This is a genomic window from Mycobacterium sp. 050128 (genome assembly GCF_036409155.1).
Taxonomy (GTDB): Bacteria; Actinomycetota; Actinomycetes; order Mycobacteriales; family Mycobacteriaceae; genus Mycobacterium.
This window is the reverse complement of the sequence record NZ_JAZGLW010000001.1, coordinates 3,134,202-3,150,790: the sequence shown is the minus strand read 5'-3', so window position 1 is coordinate 3,150,790 and position 16,589 is coordinate 3,134,202. Positions and strand designations below refer to the sequence as shown.

General features: G+C 66.9%; 12 protein-coding genes. 6 read left to right on the top strand and 6 right to left on the bottom strand.

From position 1 onward, the window contains the following. Positions 1-11: 11 nt before the first annotated feature. Together SKC41_RS15215 and SKC41_RS15210 are read left to right on the top strand one after the other, a co-directional pair. Positions 12-2,363: an FHA domain-containing protein gene (locus SKC41_RS15215; RefSeq protein WP_330978904.1), complete on the top strand. Its 2,352-nt coding sequence runs from the start codon at positions 12-14 to the stop codon at positions 2,361-2,363. 249 nt (positions 2,364-2,612) lie between these two features. Then, complete coding sequence (locus SKC41_RS15210; RefSeq protein WP_330978336.1) at positions 2,613-4,511, top strand: serine/threonine-protein kinase PknH/PknJ; 1,899 nt, start codon at positions 2,613-2,615, stop codon at positions 4,509-4,511. 35 nt (positions 4,512-4,546) lie between these two features. Here the strand turns inward: SKC41_RS15210 and SKC41_RS15205 are convergent, their stop codons facing one another. Next, positions 4,547-5,107 (bottom strand): hypothetical protein, encoded by a 561-nt coding sequence (locus SKC41_RS15205; RefSeq protein ID WP_330978335.1) that lies wholly within the window; start codon positions 5,105-5,107, stop codon positions 4,547-4,549. 253 nt (positions 5,108-5,360) lie between these two features. Next, complete coding sequence (locus SKC41_RS15200; RefSeq protein ID WP_330978334.1) at positions 5,361-6,551, bottom strand: adenylate/guanylate cyclase domain-containing protein; 1,191 nt, start codon at positions 6,549-6,551, stop codon at positions 5,361-5,363. Here SKC41_RS15200 and SKC41_RS15195 point away from each other — a divergent pair. After that, the gene (locus SKC41_RS15195) at positions 6,531-7,067 is read left to right on the top strand and encodes a DNA-deoxyinosine glycosylase (RefSeq protein WP_330978333.1); all 537 of its coding nucleotides are present in this window, start codon (positions 6,531-6,533) and stop codon (positions 7,065-7,067) included. The two genes, SKC41_RS15200 and SKC41_RS15195, sit on opposite strands and share 21 nt — an antisense overlap. A gap of 6 nt (positions 7,068-7,073) precedes the next feature. Here the strand turns inward: SKC41_RS15195 and SKC41_RS15190 are convergent, their stop codons facing one another. Next, on the bottom strand, positions 7,074-8,462 hold the full coding sequence (locus SKC41_RS15190) for an amidase (protein ID WP_330978332.1): 1,389 nt from the start codon (positions 8,460-8,462) through the stop codon (positions 7,074-7,076). A 46-nt stretch (positions 8,463-8,508) separates the two neighbouring features. Between SKC41_RS15190 and SKC41_RS15185 the strand changes: the two genes are divergently transcribed. From SKC41_RS15185 to SKC41_RS15175, 3 genes are all read left to right on the top strand, one after another. Further along, on the top strand, positions 8,509-8,937 hold the full coding sequence (locus SKC41_RS15185; RefSeq protein ID WP_330978331.1) for an HIT family protein: 429 nt from the start codon (positions 8,509-8,511) through the stop codon (positions 8,935-8,937). Positions 8,938-8,947: 10 nt separating this feature from the next. After that, positions 8,948-9,397 (top strand): nitroreductase family deazaflavin-dependent oxidoreductase, encoded by a 450-nt coding sequence (locus SKC41_RS15180; RefSeq protein ID WP_330978330.1) that lies wholly within the window; start codon positions 8,948-8,950, stop codon positions 9,395-9,397. A gap of 114 nt (positions 9,398-9,511) precedes the next feature. Further along, positions 9,512-13,492, top strand: a complete 3,981-nt coding sequence (locus tag SKC41_RS15175) for a bifunctional diguanylate cyclase/phosphodiesterase (RefSeq protein WP_330978329.1) — start codon at positions 9,512-9,514, stop codon at positions 13,490-13,492. 3 nt (positions 13,493-13,495) lie between these two features. Here SKC41_RS15175 and SKC41_RS15170 read toward each other — a convergent pair whose 3' ends face one another. Genes SKC41_RS15170 through SKC41_RS15160 form a run of 3 tightly spaced genes read right to left on the bottom strand, consistent with a single transcriptional unit; the run spans position 13,496 to position 16,529 of the window. Beyond that, positions 13,496-14,527 (bottom strand): LLM class flavin-dependent oxidoreductase, encoded by a 1,032-nt coding sequence (locus tag SKC41_RS15170; protein ID WP_330978328.1) that lies wholly within the window; start codon positions 14,525-14,527, stop codon positions 13,496-13,498. Positions 14,528-14,565: 38 nt separating this feature from the next. Further along, a complete protein-coding gene (locus SKC41_RS15165) occupies positions 14,566-15,696 on the bottom strand; it encodes an FAD-binding protein (protein WP_330978327.1) in 1,131 nt (376 codons plus the stop codon). Beyond that, positions 15,693-16,529 (bottom strand): uracil-DNA glycosylase, encoded by an 837-nt coding sequence (locus SKC41_RS15160; protein ID WP_330978326.1) that lies wholly within the window; start codon positions 16,527-16,529, stop codon positions 15,693-15,695. The genes SKC41_RS15165 and SKC41_RS15160 overlap by 4 nt, the downstream gene beginning before the upstream one ends. Positions 16,530-16,589 lie beyond the last annotated feature (60 nt).

The window sequence follows — 16,589 nt, the reverse complement described above, 5'->3', positions numbered from 1 at the left end:
ACAGGACCGACATGGTCGCCACCATTCCCGGGCTGGAGCTGCGGGCGGGTGGGCGTACCTGGCAGGCCACCGGTGGCCGGTCCTGGAGCATTGGCCGCGCGCACGAGGCCGACATCCAGCTGGAGAACCCGAGGGTGTCGCGCCAGCACGCGGTGCTGCAGCCGACGCCCGCGGGTTGGGTTCTGGTCAACCGCAGCAACAACGGAATGTTCGTCAACGGGCGGCGAGTCGAGAGCCTGCCGATAACCCAACCGATCACCGTCGTGCTGGGGTCGGCGTCGTCCGGGCAGGCGCTCGAGCTCTGCCCGGTCGCCCCGCCGCCTAGCCCCGCTCGGACGCAAACCGTTGCGCCGACGACGGGGTCGGTCGGCGAGACCACGGTGGCCCGGCCGCCGACCGCGGTCTACACGATGGATCAGGTAACGATCGGGATTGGCCGCGGAACCGACAACGACGTCGTGCTCGACGACTTGCTGGTCTCGCGCCACCATGCGGTGTTGCGCCGCTCCGGAAATCAGTGGGAGCTCGTAGATAGCAACAGCGCCAACGGAACCTACGTCAACGGCAACCGGATCGCACGCGCGATCATCGGGCCCCACGACATCGTCGGCATCGGCCATCGGCTGCTGCACCTGTCCGGCGACCAACTCGTCGAATACACCGACACCGGCGACGTGTCCTACGAGGCGTCGAACCTGCGGGTGGTCTCCAACAAGGGCAAGGTGTTGTTGGCCAACGTCAGTTTCGCGCTACCGCAACGCTGCTTCATGGCGGTGGTAGGGCCAAGCGGGGCAGGCAAATCCACGTTGTTGAGCGCGTTGACCGGATTCCGCCCGGCCGGTAGCGGCGAGGTCCGATACGACAATCGCGATCTCTACCAGAACTACGCCGAGCTGCGGCACCGGATCGGCTTCGTGCCGCAGGACGACATCCTGCATACTCAGTTGACTGTGCGACGAGCGCTGAATTACGCTGCGCAGCTTCGCTTTCCGCAGGACGTCTCCGCCCGGGAACGAAAGCAGCGCATCGACGAGGTGCTGAGTGAGCTCGGGCTGGCCGCGCATGCCAATCAACGGATCGACAGCTTGTCGGGCGGTCAGCGCAAGCGCACCAGCGTCGCGCTGGAACTGCTGACCAAGCCGTCCCTGCTGTTCCTCGACGAGCCCACCTCGGGCCTCGATCCGGGCTACGAGAAATCCGTCATGCAGACGCTGCGCGCCCTGGCCGACGACGGCCGATCCGTCGTGGTGGTCACCCACAACACCGCGCAGCTGAATCTGTGCGACCGGCTCCTCATCCTGGCGCCCGGCGGCCGGCTGGCGTACTTCGGTCCGCCGCGACAGGCTCTGAATTACTTCGGTTGCAACGACTTCGCCGATCTGTTCAACCTCCTCGAACACGACACCACGACCGACTGGACCGGACGCTATGTCGCATCGCCCATTCATGGAGCCCTGACCGGGCCGCACGCCACGCTGAGGGCCCCGGCACCGGCCGCCCGTCCCGCGAAGCCGCTCGCTCAGCAAAGTGCCGTCGCCCAGTTCGCCACGCTGTGCCGTAGGTATCTGGCGGTCATCGCCGCCGACCGCCAGTACGCGGTGACGCTTCTGGTCCTGCCGCTGCTGCTGAGTCTTTTCGCGCACGCCGTCCCCGGCGAGGCCGGGCTGTCGCTGACCAAGGCCATCGAGACGAAGTCCACCCAGCCCTCGCAATTGTTGGTGCTGCTGATCATCGGCGGCGCCCTGATGGGTTGCGCGGCCTCCATCCGCGAGATCGTCAAGGAACGGGCCATCTATCAACGCGAGCACGGCATCGGGTTGTCGCGCGGTGCCTATCTGGCCTCCAAGGTGGTGGTCCTGACCACGTTGACCACCCTGCAAGGGCTGATTCTGGGCTTCCTCGGGGTGGCCGGCCTGCCTCCGCCGGACCAGGCCGTCGTGCTGCCTTGGCCCAGAGTCGAAGTGGCGCTGGCGGTCGTCGCCGTCACCGTGGTCTCGATGCTGATCGGTCTGCTGATTTCGGCGATGATCGGCAACGCCGACCGCGGCATGCCGCTCCTGGTGCTCGTCGTCATGGCCGAACTCGTGCTGTGCGGCGGCATGTTTGGGGTGAAGGGCCGCATCCCGCTGGAGCAACTGGCGTGGCTATCGCCGTCGCGTTGGGCCTACGCGATGGCCGCCTCGACCATCGATCTCGACGATCTGCGCCGCACCGCGGCCGGCGACGAAGACCCGCTGTGGGAGTACGACCCCGGCATTTGGTGGATGGCCGTGGCTGCCTGCGCCATCCAGGCGATCGTGTTGATCGTCCTGATCGCGCTGCGCCTCAGACAGCTTGACCCCCAACGCAAAGCGGCCAAGTGAGGCTTGGTCTACCGGTGTTTGGCCACCAGTCCCGGTGGTGCTGAGCATCGACCTCCCCTTCCCTGTAACCCGCGTTAGCGCAACCCACATCTGGGGGCCGGGATCGAGCCGACGGCAGTCCGCCGGCGTTTGCCGTCGTCGAGGGCCACGCCTACCGTCATCGGTGCTTGCCGGGCGTTGCGACCGACGGGTCTGCGGGGATTTTGTTGATATGGTCGGCGGGTCTGCGGTTGGTTTGGAGGATCAGCGATGAGCGAGGGGCAGGCCTCACGGGAGGGCTCGACGTTTGGGCCCTACCACCTGAAACGGCTGCTGGGCCGGGGCGGGATGGGCGAGGTCTACGAGGCCGAGCACACCGTCAAAGAGTGGACGGTCGCGGTCAAGCTGATGTCGGACCAGTTCAGCTCGGACCCCGTCTTTCGCGAGCGGATGAAACGCGAGGCACGCACCGCGGGCCGTTTGCAGGAACCGCACGTCGTGCCGATCCACGACTACGGCGAGATCGACGGAAAAATGTTCATGGAGATGCGCCTCGTCGAGGGCACCGACCTGGACAGCCTGCTCAAACGGTACGGTCCGCTGACCCCGCCGCGCGCGGTCGCGATCATCACCCAGATCGCGTCGGCTCTGGATGCCGCCCACGCCGCCGGCGTCATGCACCGCGACGTGAAACCGCCCAACATCCTGGTCACCCGAGATGACTTCGCCTACCTGGTCGACTTCGGTATCGCCAGCGCCACCACCGACGAGAAGCTCACCCAGCTCGGCACCGCGGTCGGCACCTGGAAATACATGGCCCCGGAGCGATTCACCAACGACGAGGTGACCTACCGCGCCGACATCTACGCGTTGGCCTGTGTGCTGCACGAATGCCTGACCGGAGCCCCGCCGTACCGCGCCGACAGCGCCGGTGTGCTGGTCAAGGCCCACATGAGCGATCCGGTTCCGCTGCCCAGCGCGGTGCGCGCGGGCATCCCCAAGGCTTTCGACGCGGTGATCGCACGCGGGATGGCCAAGAAGCCCGAGGACCGCTACGCCAGCGCGGGCGATCTGGCGCTGGCCGCGCACGAGGCACTGAGCAACCCCGATCAAGACCAGGCGTCGGACATCCTGCGCCGCAGCCAGGAAGCGACGCTGCCCGGCAAGGAGAAGCTCGAGCAGCCACCGACGATCGCGGGCACCGTGGCCGCGCCGCCCGTGCAGCGGCCCACCACACCCCCGCCGCCGGCGCCGACGCCGTATCCGCGACCGAGTTCTACTCCGGTGCCACCGCACCACGCTCCGAGCCCGCGGCCCTGGGCTCCCGAGAGCGGGCCCGTCCCCGCCCAGGGTCCGCCCGTCTCAGGCCCGCAGTATTACCAAGGGAGCAGCGGCAACTGGGGCGGCCCGCCGTCGGGCGCCCACCCGCACACGCAGCCCGTCGGCCCCACCCAGTGGAACCTGGGCCAGCAGCCGCCCAGACCCAAGCGCAACCCGTGGCCGATCATCGCCGCGGCCGCCGTGGTGCTCGTGGTCGTGGTCAGCGCGGTGGCTATTTGGCTGATCATCCCCGATCCCAAGCCGCCACCGGAACCGATCGCGTCCACCCGGCTCAACTCGCTGCTGCTCAGCTCCTCGGATATCAACACCATCATGGGCGCGACGAACATCCAACCCGGCAAGCCCATTACGACGATGGGCACTTCGTCGATGACGGTGTCGATACCGGATTGTGAGGGCGCGCTCTACACGACTCAGGATCCGGTATACGCCGGCAGCGGTTGGACGGGTATCTACGGACTGGTGTCCGCCGAGCCCGGGGACAACAACGACCACTGGGTCAACCAGGCGGTGGTCGCGTTTCCGACGGCCGACAAGGCCAAGGCATTCCTGCAGAGCTCGCTGGACAAGTGGAAGAAGTGTGTCGGCCAGACGGTGACGGTGGACAATTCGGGCAAGACCTATCGGTGGACTTTCGCCCCCGTCCAAGGCAATTCGCCGAAGATATCCGTGCTGCAGACCCAGGAGGGGGCCGAGGGCTGGCAGTGCGAGCACGCGATGAGCGCGGCGAACAACGTGATCGTCGACGTCAACGCCTGCGGATACCACATCAACGATCAGTCCAGCCAGATCGCCGAAAAGATCGTCGACAAGGTGAACAACGCCTAGCAGCCCCAATACCTAAGTGGGACAGCGGTATTGGCCTAAGCGGGTAGGTCTGGTCCCTCGGCGCGCAGGTCGTCGACCGCCGACATCGCGTCACGTAGCTTGGCCAGCCATTCCTCGGTGTGTTCGCCGACGAGCTTGACCGACCACGCCAGCGCGTCGGCACGCGACCTGGCGACACCGGCGTCCACCAACGTGTCAAGCACCTGGCGTTCCGGTTGCTTCAAGCGCGTCATCACCGGAACTGCGATGTGGGTGAACAGGATTCGTTCGCCGCCGATCTCGAGGCCCCAGGAAACCTTGCGGCCGTAGCGATCCTGCGCCTCGTCGGCGATGCGCATCCGCTCGGAGCGGGTCTCCTCGCGGAAGCGGGAGGCCCGGCCCTCGGCGCGCGCCTCGCTCTCTTCCGCCGTGTCCGCGAGCTTGCCGATGACGGTGATCTCTTCGCGGTCGACGACGACCGTCGGGTCGCCGTCGAACCAGGCTTCGGGCAGGCGTCCGGCGAACCATTCCGCCGCGCCGGTGGCATCGGGTTGCTGGGCTTGCTGCCAGCCTCCGGGGCGGCCGTACCGCCTTGAACTGTGGGAGTGCGATTTCATAATTACATGATTACACCGTTACATATGTAATAGACAGTGGTTCGCTCGCGGCGAACGCCATCCGGCCGCGGAAGTCGGGTGGCTGCGGACCGGAAAACCGTTGATATGGCCCGCTCACAGGCGTATTTTTGAGGACGAAGCAGGCCCGGAAGCGGCCGAGTCAAAGCGCCGGCACAGGGGAAGGAGCCGGCCGCGTCGGACCGTGTCAGACGCCCCCCAGCGCCGCCCGGGCCTGCCTAAACGTTTAGGGGATTCAGTCGTTGTCGCGGGCGTCGCCGCGGCGCACCCGGAACAGCTTGACCTCGTTCTTGACGCCCTTGAGGCGGCGCGCGCCCGCGAAAGACGCGGAGAACTCCAGGGTTTCGCCGACGGCCTCCCACACCGAATCGGCGACCAGCACCGTGCCGGGCCGGGCCACGCCGGTGACCCGGCTCGCGACGTTGACCGGGCGGCCGAACCAGTCGCCGGCCCGGCTCACCGCCATCCCGGCGGCCACCCCCGCTCGCAGTCGGGGAAAGTCGTCGTCGGTATCGACGGTTTCGACAAGCTTCAGCACAACGTCGAGCAGCGGCGCGGGCTCGGGACTGACGAACATCACCGCGTCCCCGATCGTCTTGATGAACCGCACCGGGGGGGCCGTCGTGTCGCGGGCCAGCCCGGCCAGCCGGCTGGCGAGTTGACTCAGCTCCTCGGGCGAGACCACCTCGCCGAGCCGGGTGAACCCGACCAGGTCGGCGAACGCGACGGTGACCTCGCGGGCGCCGGGCAACGGCTTGCCCGCGGCCCGCTCGGCGGCGTTGATCGCCTCGGTCTCCATCATGTGGCGCAGCTGCATGAACAGCATCTGCTCGATCATCGGGCCGAGCTGCGGCCCAATCTGACTCACCAGTGCCTGGGACGCCTTGGCGATCTCCAGCTCGCTGGACCCCGGGCGCATGATCGCGGCCAGCGCGGCATAGCGCATGACCTCGGCTGCGTGGGACAGGCCTTCGGCGAGCACCCGAACCACCAGCACCACCTGGTCGGGGTTGAGCCCCAGCTCCACGAAGCGCTGAGCGTAGGCCGCCGCTTCGCCGTCGGCGCGCATGTGGACGGCCGCGTCCGGATCGTCCACCCGGGCCAGCCCGATCGCCCGCTGCACGCGCTGCAGCAGCGTCAGGTCGATGTTGTATTGGTCGCTGATCTCGCGCGCGGACACATAGGTGCCGTCGTCGCCGATCAGGCGACGGCTGGCCAGCAGCAGCGGCGGATTGGTGGCTCGAATCTCCTGGGTGGTGACGCCCTGTTCCAGTAGCCAGGCCACCAACTCGGCACGTTCCGTGCGCGCGTCGCCGTCGAGTCCGTCGAGCAGATCGTCAATGTTCGCATCGACCTCGTCGTCCACGTGGCCAACGTACAACGCCCACGGGCGATGATGGCAGTGATGACCCCGCCGCTGCTGCATGGTTTCCCGCCCGTCGTCGACGAGCGCGCCCGGATGCTGATCCTGGGCTCGTTTCCCAGTGCCCAGTCGCTGGTTGCACAGCAGTACTACGCCAATCCGCGAAATGCGTTCTGGCCCATCGCCGGTGAGCTTTTCGGATTCGACGCGGACGCGCCGTACGAATCCCGCCTGGCCGCGTTGCGATCCCACGCGGTGGCACTGTGGGATGTGCTGCGCAGCTGCCGCCGAGTCGGTAGCGCCGACTCCGCGATCGATCCGAAAAGCTTGGTGGTCAACGATTTTGCCGGGTTGTTCGCCAACTACCCGGGGATCAACCGGGTTTACTTCAACGGAGCCAAGGCGGCCGAGATGTACCGCAGGCTGGCGCAGCCCGACGAGCGGCTCGAGTTCCAGCGACTGCCGTCGAGCAGCCCGGCCCATGCCACGCGGCCGGGCGTCAAGCTGGCGGCGTGGCGAGAATTGCTCGCGCCGATCGGGAGCACGGCGCCGCCGGACGAACCGGGTCGGCGCCATTAAACCCGGTCATGACACCGGCGGTCGGCGGTGCGCCCACGGTCGCGCCGCTTCGATCTGCGCGGACAGCGACAGCAGCGTCGCCTCGTCGAACGGCCGGCCGACCAGCTGGACCGACAACGGCAGGCCGTCGCCGTCGAAGTCCCACGGCACCACCGCGGCGGGCTGACCGGTCGCATTCCACGGCGCGAAGTACGGCACCTGCTGAGCGACCAGCAGCAGCGTCGACACGGCGCCGCGGCGCCGATACGCACCGATGCGCGACGGACCGTTCGCGGTGCCAGGCGTGATCACGACGTCGACATCGTCGAAGATCGACTGAATCTTGGCGTTCATGCCTTCCTCGGCGGCCCGCACGGCTTCCATTCTGCGGTCCGAGAAGAACGACCCCATCCGCGCCAGCGTGCGGGTGCGGGCCTCGAGCCGTTCCGGATGAGCCTGCGCGTCGGCGTCGTCGCAGATGCCGCGCAGATAGCGCGGCAGGAAGTTCGCATAGAGCTGGGCCATCGGATAGTCGGGATCGGCGGTGATGACCTCGTGCCCGAGATCGCGAAGCAGCGCACCGGCCTGGTCGACCGCCGCCAGCTCTTCGCGCCCGACGCGCTGCGGGAATGTGGGGATTTTGGTGCTCAACGCAATTCGCAGTTTGCCGGGATCACGCGACGCGGCGGCGACGAACTCGCCCTCGGGTCCCGGGATCGTCGAGGTGGCATCGAGAAACAGCGCCGCATCGGCCACCGAGCGTGCGATCGGGCCGTTGACGGAGAGGCCGTACCAGGCGTTGTCGTGCGGTTCCAGCGAGACGCGATCGCGCTGCGGCTTCAGACCGAACAAGCCACACCAGGACGACGGGACCCGAATCGAGCCGCCGCCATCGGATCCCAACGCCATCGGGGCCAGCCCGGCGGCGACCGCGGCGCCGCTACCGCCGCTGCTACCGCCCGGGCTGCGCCCGAGGTTCCACGGGTTGCGGGTCGCGCCGAACGTCAGCGACTCGGTGAACGGAAAGATCATCAGCTCGGGCACATTGGTCTTTCCGATGATGATCGCGCCGGCCGCGCGCAACCGACGGACCGCTTCCGCGTCGGAGGTCGCCGGCGGACCGTGGCCGCCGCTGCCGCACGCCGTCACCTCGCCGGCGACATCGACGTCGTCCTTGATCGCGACCGGCACGCCCAGCAGCGGCAGCCGCTCGCCGGCATCGAGGAGCTCCTGGGCGGCATAGGCGTCCTCGCGGGCGCTGTCGGCCAGCACCACGCGGTAACAGCGCAGGTCGCTGTCCAGACGAGCGATCCGTTCCAGGTAGACCTCGAGCAGGTCGACAGCGCTGACTTCACCGTCGGCGAGCATCCGAGCCAGTGCGCCCGCACCGGCGAATGCGACATCGCGAGCGTCCACTGCGGCAGCGTAACTCCCGGGTCGAGGCAGCCAGTACCGTGGCCACATGTCCTGCGTGTTCTGTGCGATCGTCGCCGGGGAAGCTCCGGCCATCCGGGTCTACGAAGACGACGACTACCTGGCGATCCTCGACATCCGCCCGTTCACGCGCGGCCATACCCTGGTGATCCCGAAGCAGCACAGCGTCGATTTGACCGATACCCCGCCGCAGACGCTGGCCGAGATGATCACCATCGGTCAGCGGATCGCGCGCGCCGCCAGGGCCACCGAATTGGCCGACGCGACGAACATCGGGATCAACGACGGCAGCGCGGCCTTCCAGACGGTGTTCCACATCCACCTGCACGTGCTGCCCCGCCGCAACGGCGACAAGCTCTCGGTGGCCAAAGGGATGCTGCTGCGCCGGGACCCGGACCGGGAAGCCACCGGGCAGATCCTGCGCGACGCGCTGGCACGCATCGACGCCAGTCAGTAGAACTGAATTCATGAGCAACCTCACCACGCTAGAGCGGCTGTTTCTCGCCCCGCTGCTGCGTATTCACGACTCGCTATACCGGAAGACCGACGGCCGGATCGGCCACCACGTACCCGGGATGCCGGACAGCCTGCTGCTGCACACGGTCGGCGCCAAGACCGGTCAGCAGCGCTCCTCCACCCTGACCTACGCCAAGGACGGCGACTCGTACCTGGTCGTCGCGTCCTACGGCGGTAGCGACAGCGCCCCCGGCTGGTATCACAACCTGCGCAAACGTCCGGAGTGCGAGATCAACCTCGGCTCCAAACGATTCGGAGTCACCGCACGCAGCATCGGTCCGGACGACCCCGACTACGCGCGGCTGTGGAAGATCGTCAACAAGAACAACGCCAACCGCTACGACGGCTACCAGAGCCGGACGTCGCGGCCGATCCCGATCGTCGCGCTGACGCCTGCCTAGCGGTACCAAGCTGCAGAAAAGCACGAGGTAACGCACCTGGGACGTTTATTCTGCCCTAGCAGTGGTGAAGCCTTCATGCGTTCACCGCCGGGGGACAGATCGGCTGGAGCAGCAATGAAGCGCTGGACGGGGATCCCGTGGCAGCGATTCGGGCTGTCCGCACGCGTGGGTCGGGTCGTCGTTGCCGGATACGGCGTCGCCGGGGTGATGATCATCGTCGCCTCCATCCGGGACTGGGAAGGCGTTTACGCGACTCGACCGGTCGACGAAATAGCGTTGGCGGTGAGTCTGCTTTTCGGTGCGGCGTGTGGCCTGCGCGCGGCGCGCTTCGCCGACGGGCGCCGCAAATTCGGCTGGCTGGCCATGGTGACGGCCCAGTTGGGGTGGGCGGTCGGCGAACTCATCTGGGCGTTCTACGACGTGCGCCCACAACTCGAGCACGCCGCGCATCCGGCCGCGGCCGAGATTGTGTTGCTGTTGTGGCCATTCGGCGCCATGACGGCTCTGGTGCTGTTGTCCAACCTCTCTCCACACAGTTCGCGACGCGTGGTGCTCGACGGGCTGATCCTGGTTACCTCGCTGCTCGTCGTGTCGTGGGTATTCGTCCTGGAAAAGCAGCTGCGCGACACCACGGGCTCGCGGACCGCGACGGTCGCGCAGGTGGTCAACGACGGCATCCTCTTGACGACCGCGATCCTGATGCTGTCGCGGGGTCGCCCCGGCGAGCGACCGAGCCGCAGCCTGGTGGCCTGCGGAGTCGCGACGATCAGCGTTGCCGACATCACGATGGTGTTCGACACCGGGATAGGCAGCTACCACGTCAGTGATCTGGGTGACCTGGGCCGAGTGGCCGGCTTGTGCATGATCGCGCTGGCCGCGTTGGCCAGTGTGAATGAATCCTCCCCCGCCGAAGCGAAGCGCAGCGAGGTGTTGTCGCGCGCCCTGCTGTGGTTGCCGTACCTGCCGCTGTCGCTGGCCACCGTCGTCGGATTTGGCGCAATAGTCCGTGCGCAACACGGAGTGTTGACCGCCCTGCTGGGAATTCTCGTGGGCGCGGTGCTCGTTCGGCAATTCATTGCGCTCACCGAGAACCAGGACCTGTTGGCCGAAGTCGCGCGGGAAGCGTTTCGGGACAGCCTGACCGGTCTGGCGAATCGGGCTCATTTCCTGCATCGACTGGAAGACGCCATCGCCGCCCGGCAAAGCGACAGCGCGCCGATCGCGGTGTTATGCCTCGATCTCGACAACTTCAAAGCGGTCAACGACGGCTTGGGACACCCCGCCGGCGACGAACTTCTTATCCGGGTGGCCGGACGGCTCACCGCCGCGCTGCACGAAGACGGCTTCATTGCCCGCCTCGGCGGTGACGAATTCGCGGTGCTGCTCGAGAGTTCAGTCGAGGAGACGGACGCGGCCGCGCACGATGTGCTCGAGGCGTTCAGCGCGCCGATCGTGATCGACGGCGTTCCCGTCGCGGTTCGACCGAGCATCGGGTTCACGGTGGCCACCGCCGCATCGACGTGCACCGTCGATCAGCTCCTCCGGCACGCCGACCTGGCCATGTATACCGCCAAACGCGAGGGCGGCCAATGCGTCCGTAGCTTTGTGCCCGATATTCCGTTCTCCTATACGTTCCCGCGGTCGACCGACTCGCCGGTGTCGGACTTGCCGGCCAAACTTGTGGAATGGCTGCCTATTTCGGCGGCCGCCTCGGGCTACCCGGCCACCGCGGGGGCATCCGGCTCGCCACGCGGCGCGCGGAACGCGCCAAAATCCGCCAAGACGACACCAGACCCAGCGCAGGATTCGGACGACGACCTCCGATGGCCACCGAATCCGATCCGGATTGCATTGGCGCTGTTGGCAATTGGCGTGATTATTTTCACCGCGACGAGTATTTCCGGCCTCAATGCCAAAGACGTATCAGTCGCCAACTCGCTGTATGCTGGGTTGAACCTGTTGGCGGCCGGGCTGATTGCCGTACGCGCTTTCCGCGTCGCCGCCGATCGATTGGCCTGGTCGCTGATCGCGGCCGGCATGGCGTGTTCGGCCATCGGTGACGTCGTCTATGCCCTGCGGGTGCCCGACGGACACTCCCCCTCGGTGGCCGACCCGGAGTACCTCGCGTTCTATCCGCTTGTCTATGTCGGGCTGCTGCTGCTGATGCGGGCACGCATGCTCTCGATACCGCTACCGATCCGGCTCGATCCCCTGGTGTGCGGTTTGGCCATGGCCGCGCTGGCCGTGTCGCTGCGGGCAGGAGCCTTGGACGCGGCCGCGACTCGCGCACCCCAAACCGTGCTGGTTGACCTGCTCTATCCGTGGGGCGATCTGGTGCTGTTGACGCTGGCCGCGAGCATGTTGCCAATAGTCGGCTGGCGCAACGAATTCCGCTGGGTTCTACTTAGTGCGGGCTTGATCGGGTTTGCCCTCGCAGACGCGGTCTATCTCTTCGAGACCGCAGCGGGCTCGTATCGGGTCGGCACCACACTCGACGCCGTCTGGCCCGCATCGTCGCTACTGCTGGCACTGGCGAGCTGGGCGCCCGGGTCATCGGTGACAACCGCGATGAAACGCGGACTTCGCACCTACGCCGTGCCGGTAGCGTGCGCGCTGGTGGCGCTGGTGGTTACCGTCTGGGATCAAAACTCGCGATTCGCCGCGGCTCTGGCCGGGTTAAGTCTGATCACGGTCGCCGTGCGATTCTCGTTGACCTTCCGTGATGTCAGCATGAAGGCCGACAGTTATCAGCACGCTATGACCGACGAATTGACCACGCTGCCCAACCGGCGGTCACTTGCGACGGCCCTGACCGCGTTGCCCGGCGTTGCGTTTGCGGCGTCGGACTCGATACCCAGGACACCGTCACAGACCGCACTGTTGTTGGTGAATATCTACGGGCTTCGCGAGATCAACGACTCAATCGATCGCCATCTCAGCGATGAGCTGTTGTGCCACATCGCGAATCGGCTTGCGAACAGCCTCCGACGTGAGGACCTGCTAGCCCGAGTGGGTGACGACGAATTCGCGATCCTGCTGACCAAGGGGGCAAACCTCGCCGGCGCACGCGCCCAGGCGGGCCTGGTGCTCGAGGCCCTGCGTGAACCATTCGAGCTGGGTCCGATCACTCTGGGAGTGGACGCATGTGTCGCTATTGCGTTGTGCCCCGAGCATTGTGAGCTTCCGCAAGAATTGCTCAGTCGCGCCGAGGCGGCTGTGCCGAACGCCAAATCCGCCCTGAGCAGGATCGCCTTCTATGAGGCGACGTTGGATGTATATCGCGAAAACGAGCCCAACCTCATCGAGGAGTTGCGCACCGCGCTACTAGAGGGCGACGAGCCGACGTTGTACTACCAGCCCAAGATCAACGCAGACGGCAGTGTGCACAGCGTTGAGGCGCTGCTGCGGTGGAACCACCCCAGCCGCGGAATGTTGCAGCCCGAGGAGTTTCTGCCCGCCGCGGAACGCGCCGGGCTGATGCGCAAGGTGGCAAATCGGGCACTCGCGCTCGCCCTCAAACAGATCGGACCCTGGCGCGACGAGGGCGTCGCCTCAGCCGTCGCGGTGAACCTGGCGACGTCGAATCTGCTTGACCTAGAACTGGTCGGCACGATCGGATGGCTACTGCAGACTCACAACTTGCCCGCGGAAGCCCTGATCGTCGAGATCACCGAAGGCGCCCTGGTCGACTCGGTGCGATCCCGCGATACGGTGGCCGAACTGCAGCGCCTCGGCGTTCGCATCTCGCTGGACGACTACGGCACCGGGTGGTCGTCGCTGGCCCGCTTGCAGGATGTCACGGTCGATGAGCTGAAACTCGACCGAATATTCGTCTCGCGGTTGGCTCAGGACGCTCGATCGGTCGCCATCGTGCGGTCCACGGTGGCGCTGGCGGACAGTTTGGGCGCCGACCTGGTGGCCGAGGGAGTCGAAGACGAGGTCACGTTGAGCGCACTGCAGCGATTCGGCTGCACCATCACCCAGGGGTTCGTGCACACTCCGCCATTGCCACCGGCCGAGCTCGAGGAGTGGATCAGCAGCCATGTGCCGCAACAAAATCCGAAAGCGTCCGAGCAGGCCGGCGTGGCGGACTGAGCGCTAGAACAATTCCTTAGCCAGCAGCTCCAGCGTCGCTACCCGCCCCGGTGCAGTGGCGGGGTCGGTGCCGCGGTGGGCCGACGCGACCGGGTTCACCATCACCTCGTCGACCCCGAACTGCTCGGCCAGCGCGCGCAACTGGCCGGCAGCCTCGGCCGCCGTACCGAGGACGGCGCGCTCTAGCCCGCTGTCGACGATGTGCTGTTGGGCCGCCGTCAGTTCCGCCACTTGGGCTTCCTCCACCAGCGGGACCGGGCCCAGCGGCTGCCCGGTTCGCAGCCGTGCCATCATCTGCAAGTTGGGCAGCATCAATGCCGTTGCCTCGTCCCGTGTTTCGGCCACCGCGGCGTTCACCGTCAGGAACGTCACGGGCTCGGCGGTCAACGTGCTCGGCACAAATCGCGTGCGGTAGACCTCGAGCGCCTCTTCGGTTCCGTTGCCGGAGAAGTGATGTGCGAATACATAGGGCAGCCCCTTGGCCGCCGCCAAATGCGCCGAGTACATCGACGAGCCCAGCAGCCATAGCCGTGGTTCGCTCGCTGCGGCGGGCGTGGCCTTGAGGCGGTAATCGCCCGAGCGCAGCGGAACCAGCACCCCGCGCGCACTCATCAATGCCGCCACGTCGTCGAGGTATTCGGGGAAGTTCTCGATATCGCGATCGTCGCGGGCGCCACGCAATGCGTAGGACGTCACCGGGTCGGAGCCGGGCGCCCGGCCGATGCCCAGGTCGATTCGGCCCGGGGCGGCGGCTTCCAAGAGGGCGAACTGCTCGGCGACGGCCAGCGGCGCGTGGTTGGGCAGCATGACCCCCCCGGATCCCAGTCGCACGCGCGACGTCTGCGCGGCCAGATAGGCGAGCAGCACCGGCGGGCTGGTCGCGCCCACCGAGGGCATGTTGTGGTGTTCGGCGACCCAGTAGCGGGTAAAGCCCAGCTGGTCGGCGGTCTGCGCCAGCGCCACGGTGGCCGCCAGCGCGTCGCCGGTCGACTGGTCGGTGCGGACCGGGACGAGATCGAGGACAGATAGACGCACGGTGACCTCAACGCATTCGGCGCGGTGTTCGTTCCCGGTCAGTAGTTGCTCGGCGTTATCGAATTCACGACCGCCTCGAACTGCTCCTGCGATATCGGGGCACCACCGGGAATGTTGTCGGTGGCCAGAAATTGGGTGCGTTCGGTGTAGCCGTGAAAGCGCTTGAAGTAGTTGGTAAAGCCGACCCCGTGGTCGACCCAGTTGCCTTGGGTGACTCGCTTGAGCTCGCCGGCCAGGATGTAGGCGCCGAGCAGCGCGACACTGGTCCCCTGGCCCGACAGCGGCGAGCAACAGTAGGCGGCGTCGCCCACCAGCGCCACCCGGCCGATCGACCAGTGATCCATCACGATCTGCGCCATCTCGTCGAAGTAGAAGTCCGGCGCGTCGCGCATGAACTTCAGCAGTTGCGGGCGCACCCAGCCGTCGCCGGACATCCGCTGCTCCACCTCGGCGAATTGGGCTTCGATGTCGCGGTAGTCGATACGCAACTCGGTGTCCATGAAGCCCAACATGGCGCGCGCCTCGGTGTTGTTGCGGGCGCTGTAGACCCCGGCCATCGTGGCGTCCCCGTAATGCCACATCTGCCAGAAGTCCAGATCCAGGAAGTTGGGCACGGTGAAGATCGCGGCGTGTGTCCCCAGCCGCTTGATGAACCGCTCCTCGGGGCCGAAAACCAGTCGGCGCACGTTGGAGTGCAGGCCGTCGGCGCCGATCAGCAGGTCGAAGCTGCGCGCGGGCGAACGTTCAAAGGTCACATCGACGGCGGTGCCGCGGTTCACCACCGTGGCGACGCTGTCGTTGAAGAGGTATTCGGTCGCGGGCAGGGTTGCCTGGTAAAGCAACTCGACCAAGTCGTCGCGCAGCAGCTCGATGTCGGGGTTGTCGATCGGACCGCCGGTGGGCGTCGATTCGGTGTCGCGGGACAGCTCGTTGCCGTCGCGGTCGACGACCGAAGAGCCGCGAATGCCCGTCTTGCGGTCCGCGGCGGCGGCCAGCAGACCCATGCGGTCCAGCACCGTCAGCGCCGGACCCCGCACATCGATCGCCTGCCCGCCCGGGCGCAGCCCTTGGTGCGTCTCCACGACCGTCACCGAATAGCCATGCTGTCCAAGCCAATACGCCAACGTTGTACCGGCGACGCTGGCCCCGGAAATCAATACCTCGGTCACTTAATCCCTGCCAGCTTCTTGGCTTCAATAAAGATGTCGTCAAGCATTGCCGGAGTGAGCCTACCGGTGAACATGTTTTGCTGGCTGGGGTGGTAGCACCCCAGCAGTCGCACGCCCGACGGCAACTCCGCGACCGCGCCATGGCCGAACCGCGGCTTGGGCGTTCCTCGCAACGCGGTAGCGCCCGGCAGCCGCAGCGCGATCTGCCAGCCGAACCCGCCCAAGGCCACGACTGTGCGGACATGCTCGGACACCAACCGCCATTCGGCTTCCAGCCAGGGCCAGCAGGTGTCCCGCTCGAGCGGGGTCGGGGCGTTGGCCGGCGGCGCACAGCGCACCGGCGCGGAGATCCGAATCTGCTTGGTCTGCAACCCGTCTGCGGCATCCACGCTGATCGGCTGGTTCACCAGTCCGGCCCGGTACAGGGCGGCGTACAGCTGGTCGCCGGACCGGTCGCCGGTGAACATCCGCCCGGTCCGGTTGGCGCCGTGCGCGGCCGGCGCCAACCCGACGATGAAGATTCGCGGCCGCTGCGATCCCCAGCCCGGCACCGGCCGCCCCCAATACGGCTGGTCGGCAAATGCCCGCCGTTTGGCCACCGCAACATCCTCACGCCAGGTGACCAGCCGCGGGCAGGCGCGACAAACGCTGACCGCGGCGTCCAATTCCGGAATCGAGCCGACCGCACCGGCCAGCGCCCGAACCCGCGCCGCGTCGGCGGCCTGCGGCGTGAGCGGTGTGGCCGGATCGCCGGGCCATCCGGAGCCGGGCTCGACCGGCGAATCGAATGCCAATCCGGTATTCGGATGAACAAGCACATGAACATCCTGCATTCAGCCGCTAGTGACCACGAAATTCGGTGGCTCCCGCGAAAGCTTTGCGGTTAGATTCTC